The following is a 6,725-nucleotide window of genomic DNA, read 5'->3' as shown; positions in this document are numbered from 1 at the left end:
TCATTGTCAGGGCAAAGTTACCGGTAAAACACATTCCAATAGCACCAATTCCAGGTCCTCCGCATGCCTCATGTGCAAACTTGGCCAGAGCTCGCAGCCAGACCGTAACCGGACTGGTTTCATTTGCGGCCAACGCTCTGAATTCAGCGCTAACGCAAGCCCTTTTAAATATGGCCAGACCCTCTTCCGCTGTGGGCACATCACCGTCTTTGCCAAACAGCGATGGCAGATAGACAGTAAATCCGGCCTCTCTGACCCAGCGACAAAAGCGCGCAAGTTGAGGGCTGATGCCAGGCATCTCAGGCATTACGATTACAGCGGGTCCCTTGCCCATGACATAAACCACCTTTGAGATACCGTTGAACGAAAGTTCCAGAGTGATAAAGTCCTCAAGGCAGTCTTTCACATTCATACTTTGTTCCGCCATCGTTTTCGATCCCTGATGGTTTGACGACATGGCACTCATTGGACGACATCACTTCCCAATCATCAATCAAGAATTTTCATCTTTGACATGCGCTGGCGGAATGTCATAAGAGAACATTCGGAAAAAGTAAGGAGATAGGTAAGGCCAAGTTAACTTGATGGCTTTTCCATTTGCTTGGTCAATATTTCCACCTGAAGTCCATGCACAATGGGTTCGCCTATTCCCGCCGAAACTGGATAACCCACCATTTCCCCGGTACGGGCGTAGCCACGGCGTTCGTAGAATGCGATCAACTCGGTTCGAGGAGATAAAACGGAAATCTTGAAGGTTGTAGTGGCAAAGTGCTCAAATGCGAACTGCTCAGCGTAATTCAGTATCTGCTTGCCGAACCCCTGCATCTGGCAACCGGGATCTGTGGCAAGCATGCCGATAACAGCGGAGTACTCTTCACATTGCACATGGACGCATGCGACGATATTTGTATCCTGTATGAGCACCAGAACTGATGATCGCGAACAGAATAGCGAAAGAACCTGCTCCTCCGTTGTTCTCTGGCCCGAAACAAGATTTGCCTCATGTGTCCAGCCACGCTCATGGGCTGATGGTCTGTAGGCTCTGTTAACAAGTATTGAAATCTTGCCAGCATCCAGTTCAGATGCACTACGAAAGGATGTCTTCATTCTTTGATTCTTCTTACGGGATTCTTATCTCAGGGGAGTCGGGCGATCAAAAATGGCATTAATTTCTTTGCCGGTTATTGCGTTACTTGCATAATCAAATGAACCAGTCGACGTAATTTCTCTGATGGCACTTATCATCGCGCTGTAAGCTGTCCTGGCCAGCGACCCACCCAGGCTGATACGTGCAACACCCAACTCACTCAGCTCAGCCAGCGTGAGTTGCTCTCCTCGCAAGCCCATGAGAACGTTGAGTGGGCGATCGATTGAGTTGAGAATCGATTTGATGTCAGCTCTGGATTGAACGCCTGGGGCATATAGCACATCTGCGCCAGCATCCTGATAAGCCTGAAGCCTGAGAATGGTGTCTTCTAAATCAGGATTGCCGTAGAAGTAATTTTCTGCCCGGGCGGTGAGGATAAATTTGAAATCAAGTGACTTGGCGGCTGACACAGCATGCTGGATGCGCTCCCTTGCGAGTCCCAAATCATAGATTGGATGTTCGAGTTCACCAGATGCATCTTCAATTGAACAGCCAACAATGCCTGTTTTGGCAGCTTCGGTAATGGTCATTGCCGCGTCTTCTGGTGTGCTGCCAAAACCGTTTTGAAGATCCGCGCTAATGGGCAAGCTGGTTACATTGCATAGCTGAGTGAGATGCGGAAGCATTTCTTTCGCATTGATGCTGAGGTCGGATTTCCCCTGCGAGAAGGCAAAACCTGCGCCTGTCGTTGCCAAGGCCTTGAAGCCAAGGTGTTCAAGTAACCTTGCCGAACCTGCATCCCAAGGATTGGGAATAACAAAGCAGTGACCTTTACGGTGCAAGTTAACAAATTCAGCGGATTTTTCATTTTGGGATTTCATGGTCTCGCCCTACAGTGCAAATGCCAATCAGGTGCATTCAGTTTCATTTCGATGAAGTTAGTGCGGGTATGGGTCACGCTGGCCAAACTACATTGCGTTGATCGGAGTAGCCGTCCTCCGTTCCGTCAGCATTAATCGAGTTTTCGGTGGCTTGAATCACAAGATAGAAGAGATCTTCGCGGGAATTGTTGCGCCATGTTCGCTCTCCTTCCGGGTATACACGCAGCGCGGTACCCTCTTGGATTTCTATTACTATTCCATCGACGTAAAATTGGCCTCTTCCCTTCAAGAAAAGATAAAGCTCTTCATGGCAATGATGCTTGTGGTAGAAGGGCATGGCGCTACCAGCACGCAGGCAGTTCACCGAAACTTCCATTCCGGTCAAGCCAAGGATCGAATTCAGGAATAACTTGCCTGACACATCGACGCCTTGCAGCGCTTTGCTCTTCACTTTGTAGTTCTTCCAGAGATCTACAGCGCCAATTTCTACAACGCTGAAGTTTTCCCCTCTTTCACTCGGACTTGGATTCATGGATTCTCCTTGGCATGAGATAGAATCGTATGTGTCTAGTGGAAAATGCTTGGGATTTCATTAAGCAATGGAGTTCTGCGAGCTATTGACACAGCCTCATCTGTAACGAATGCTAGCCCTCAGGCCACTCTGAATACTGAGGGGCATCATCAGGAATGTTCTCCCACTCGGCTTTTGAATCAACAAAGATATGCGAGGAAACCTTGTCATGGTTTGGAGTATCTAAAGTGCCTATTCGTACTCGAACAATCTCCGGCAGGTTTTCGCGTTTACCAATGATTGCAGAACCGCAAGCGCCACAAAAAACACGATGAAGGCCAGAGTCATTCCGGTAGCTGCGTAGATGCTCTTCTCCCTTTACGATACGGAAGTCAGAGGAGGCCACCCGCGATACTGCAGTAAATGCTGAGCCTGTAGATTTTCGGCAGCGCGAACAGTGGCAATAAACAATCGGACCGAGCGCGCCATCGATTTCGTATTCAACTTCTCCGCAAAGACAACTACCTGTGTGCATGTGATGCTCCGTAGGGATACCGCTATAGAGTCCTGTGCTCTATTTCGTTCAAATAGATAAAAGAGGGCGCCTTGACACCGGCCTCTTGCCTGATTGCTTCCAGCGAGGGCGATTCAAAAAAGCTTTTCGCATTGCCAAGGGAAGACCAATGGGAGAGATGGACAATGGTGTTTTTTTCATTGTCGAAATGCAGCAATTGGTAACTGATTTCCCCTGCATCCTTACGAATGCCGGCAGCATGGTCAAAACAGACTTTCCATGCTTTGTAAGACTCGACCTCATGGATAATCAAGACATAGTGCATTCCACCCCCCACTTGCAGAAAAATCTGGCTTGGCCAGGTTAAGGGCGACCGGGCTTCTCATTGAACGCTCACAAGTTCGATCTCTTCACCGGTAAAAATTGGTGAGTTTTTCAGGTCGACGAATCTCTTTTCGTCCTCCGAAAGAAGTCGGCTAGCAGCCCTGGCTGCCGGGTCTTGCCCTAATGTCTCAAGCGCGCTTAGGTTTTCGTACCAGATCTCTGCGATGCCGTCGTAAGGTTCGGGGGAACTGCGGAAGGCAATTAATTTTGATGTCATTGGACCGAAATCACCATGAAACTGGATGTAGCGTGCAATACGCAGCACACCTTTGTGTTGCTGAACCAATGAGCCATGCTTGTTTTTCCAATAGTCCAAAAACTCCTCATGGGTAAGATCAGATCGACGCCGAAGACAGAAAGATATTTTGATCATTTGCTTGATTATCCAGTGTTAATAGTAAGGTTATGATTGGTGAAATCGCCTGTCACTCTGAGATTCACTTGATGAGAATGCATTCTTCCCCTGACGCACATTTGCCAGGTACGCCCTAACGGCAAATTGACAACAAGGCTGACCACATCCTTTGTAGCTCGTAAGAATTTGTATTCATGCTTCCACACCTGAAGTTCTGGACAGGGAGTAATTTCGCGAATTCAGGGTCGGGGCGACGCTACTTTTTACATGCTCCCGTGCGGGTTGTTGCGCGGAAAATGTGGCGCCCTCTTTGCTTGCGGAAATGACGATTTTGCCGTTGCTTGTGATGGTTAAAAATTGACCTGATTGCAGTACCCAATCATCGATCTGTTGGTGTTGCGTGATCCAGATGGCGCCCGCAAGACAGGAAAGTTCGATTCCGCGTGCACCAGAGAGTTCAAACGTGAATCCATGCTTCAAAGCAACGTGAAGATGTTCACTCTGGATAATCATGCTATTCCTCTAAATGTTGCTGGCATCCCAGCGTTGCGGAAGCTTCCATTCATGTAAAACATGTTACGTTGTCTTGCTATTCGGCTCAATCGACTTTGTCGCGCAGTAATCATTCTGTATGGGAATGTGAAACATACGGACGCTTGCCATGATCGAGTGTCAGTGACAATTCTTAGGCGCCTAAATTGGAAAGATTTCTTTCTGCCGGACAGGTCAACTGAATGACTTTGGAGTCCAAAAATTTCCTGGCTTATAAACCAACGCGTGGTTGCCTACTGCTGCTTACCTACGGCGGTTGTTGTTCGCAGCACTCTCAAGTTCCCGTCGAAGGCTGTGTCCACGCCGCAAGAGTTCCTGCCGCCAGCAATGCAAGTCCCAGCAACAGCCCTGAAGAAAGTGTGCCTGACCGGTCGGCTATCCAGCCAGCGGCGATCGGACCGACGGCCTGAGAGGCGGCAAAGACAGCGGTAAATAGAGCCACCGCCGGAGCCCATTGGGTCCTGGGCAAACTGCTGCGGACCAAGGTGGTGACCGCAGAGGGGACGATGAAGAAACTCAGGCCGAAAAGGATGGCGGACGCCTGAAGACCTGCATTGCCTGGCATGGCCCAGGCAAGCGCCACGCCACAACCGGTAACACCGATGGACAAGGCCATGCAGGTTTGGCCGGTCCAGCGGGCAATCAGTGGCCGCCAAACCAGGGGTGAGGCCAGCACGGCCAAACCAAGCAGGCTCCAAAGGGAGATGACCGCACCCACCCCGGCGCCAGCACTACGTGCCCAGGCCACCACGAAAGTCATGTATATCACGTAGCCAGCGCCGAAGAACCCATATCCAATCAAAGCCGGCAGGAAGCAGCGCCAGGCACCCGGAAGTGGTGCAGCATTGGCGGCGGGCAACTCGCCGACCTGCAGACTGGCCCACCATGTGGCCGGAACGCAGAAAGCCGAGAGGACTCCCAAGGAAATCCAGGCGGCTGGCCAGGCGGCGGGTCCCGCCCGGTCGAACCAGAGGGGCAGGACTATCCCGGAAAGCAGCAAACCTGCTCCGGCGCCACCGAAGTAGAGGGCGATGGCATTGCCCGCTCGGGGGTCGCCGGCAGGAAACAGTGCGGCGGCCAGCACCCCGCCGCAAATGAAGACCGGCGCTCCAGCCAAGCCCGCCAGGATGCGCAGGAGCGAAAGCAACGCAATGTCCCGGGTCGCGCCTGAAACGAGTAGCGCCACGGTAACCACCACCATGCCCAGCCGAAACAGTGCGCCCGCTCCCCTACTCCGGACCGCCCATAGAGTAGCCATTGCACCCAGCAAGTAGCCAATCGCGTTGGCGGTATTGAGCCACCCCGCTTCGGTATAGTTCCAGTGCAAATCCGACTGCATCGCTGGCAAGATGAGGGCGTAGGCGAAGCGACCCAGGCCGTTGGATACGGCTGGCCCCAAGGACAGAGCCAGCGCAACGGCCCAGGGGTGGCAAACCAGTGCACTTCCGGGAGAAGGCTCGGGAAAGTGAGTGGGTGCGTTTACGGTATGATTTTCTGCCATTGTTCTTTCTCGCGTCGACTTACTGGTGGATTGCTTAAGGTATCCGTCGTTTTGTCATAGACTCAGTCGGAATCTCATTGCGCGTAGTGCGCCGTGGCAGAAGAAACTTGTTCCTTGTGGCCAAAACAAAATATCCCGTCTGTTATTCCAAAAGGGCTTTGCAGATAATCACGATTGATCTTCAGATCAGGAAATCCCCGGGCCCGAAGTAGTTCGGTTTTCGCAAGAAACCGGGCAAGTTTCGATTGGTCTGAAACCAATAACTTCGTACATACAATGGTCATCCACAGAAGGAGATAAGTTGTAGAACCGACATTGTGATCGACGGTGACAGGTAGGAAGTGAATACCCCGTACAAGCAAGCACCGATCGCAATCCATGTGATCCCTCGGATTGCAATGTTCCTGGCTTGGCGCGTCATGCGACACCCGCTGCCAGCGGACTGCGGACTATCTCCCGATCGTCAATAGGGTAATGAAGTGCGGCTGCTACAAGCCCAATCAGGATCGAGCCTGCCCACATCAAGTCGTATGATCGGGTGGCATCGAAAACGTAGCCACCCAGCCAGACACCCAGGAAAGAACCCAACTGATGCCAGAAGAACACGCAGCCGAACAGCGTGGCGACATAACGCACGCCAAATACCTGCGACACGAGACCATTAGTCAGCGGTACGGTGCCCAGCCAAAAGAATCCTGCCACCGCGCAGAACGCATAGAGCGAATAGCTCGATAGCGGCGACAGAACGAAGAGGATCATTGCAGCGGAGCGTACGATATAGAGACCGCTCAGCAGGTACTTTCTGCGGAGCAAACCGCCGAGATGGCCGCAAAACTAGGTTCCCGGAACATTTGTAAGCGCAATAATGGCAAGACCTGCCACCGCGTCCCTGGCGCCCAGTCCCTTGTCCATGAGATAGGACGGAAGATGCGATGCAATG

The 6,725-nt window shown here is 51.7% G+C and carries 10 protein-coding genes; all 10 read right to left on the bottom strand.

Annotated features, from left to right (window positions below):
- The coding region (locus tag JNM42_RS09800) for a dienelactone hydrolase family protein (RefSeq protein ID WP_294268797.1) at window positions 1-412 on the bottom strand (412 nt) is incomplete at its 3' end.
- A 164-nt stretch (window positions 413-576) separates the two neighbouring features.
- Window positions 577-1,107: a GNAT family N-acetyltransferase gene (locus JNM42_RS09795; protein WP_294268795.1), complete on the bottom strand. Its 531-nt coding sequence runs from the start codon at window positions 1,105-1,107 to the stop codon at window positions 577-579.
- Window positions 1,108-1,131: 24 nt separating this feature from the next.
- Complete coding sequence (locus JNM42_RS09790) at window positions 1,132-1,968, bottom strand: isocitrate lyase/phosphoenolpyruvate mutase family protein (protein ID WP_294268793.1); 837 nt, start codon at window positions 1,966-1,968, stop codon at window positions 1,132-1,134.
- Between the two features lie 73 nt (window positions 1,969-2,041).
- The gene (locus JNM42_RS09785) at window positions 2,042-2,500 is read right to left on the bottom strand and encodes a cupin domain-containing protein (RefSeq protein WP_294268791.1); all 459 of its coding nucleotides are present in this window, start codon (window positions 2,498-2,500) and stop codon (window positions 2,042-2,044) included.
- A gap of 112 nt (window positions 2,501-2,612) precedes the next feature.
- The gene (locus JNM42_RS09780; RefSeq protein ID WP_294268789.1) at window positions 2,613-3,014 is read right to left on the bottom strand and encodes a GFA family protein; all 402 of its coding nucleotides are present in this window, start codon (window positions 3,012-3,014) and stop codon (window positions 2,613-2,615) included.
- A 22-nt stretch (window positions 3,015-3,036) separates the two neighbouring features.
- On the bottom strand, window positions 3,037-3,318 hold the full coding sequence (locus tag JNM42_RS09775) for a hypothetical protein (RefSeq protein WP_294268787.1): 282 nt from the start codon (window positions 3,316-3,318) through the stop codon (window positions 3,037-3,039).
- 57 nt (window positions 3,319-3,375) lie between these two features.
- Window positions 3,376-3,750 (bottom strand): EthD domain-containing protein, encoded by a 375-nt coding sequence (locus JNM42_RS09770; protein WP_294268785.1) that lies wholly within the window; start codon window positions 3,748-3,750, stop codon window positions 3,376-3,378.
- A 174-nt stretch (window positions 3,751-3,924) separates the two neighbouring features.
- Window positions 3,925-4,245, bottom strand: coding sequence for a DUF2917 domain-containing protein (locus JNM42_RS09765; protein WP_294268783.1), 321 nt, complete (start codon window positions 4,243-4,245; stop codon window positions 3,925-3,927).
- Between the two features lie 313 nt (window positions 4,246-4,558).
- Window positions 4,559-5,785 carry a YbfB/YjiJ family MFS transporter gene (locus JNM42_RS09760; RefSeq protein WP_294268781.1) on the bottom strand — a complete coding sequence of 409 codons (1,227 nt, stop codon included), beginning with the start codon at window positions 5,783-5,785 and terminating at the stop codon, window positions 4,559-4,561.
- A gap of 417 nt (window positions 5,786-6,202) precedes the next feature.
- Window positions 6,203-6,544: a hypothetical protein gene (locus tag JNM42_RS09755; RefSeq protein ID WP_294268779.1), complete on the bottom strand. Its 342-nt coding sequence runs from the start codon at window positions 6,542-6,544 to the stop codon at window positions 6,203-6,205.
- Between the last annotated feature and the right edge of the window lie 181 nt (window positions 6,545-6,725).

This window comes from Propionivibrio sp., assembly GCF_016790145.1.
In the GTDB taxonomy this organism is placed as follows: domain Bacteria; phylum Pseudomonadota; class Gammaproteobacteria; order Burkholderiales; family Rhodocyclaceae; genus Propionivibrio.
Note: the sequence above shows the minus strand (reverse complement) of the source record. Positions and strands in the feature narration are given on the sequence as shown.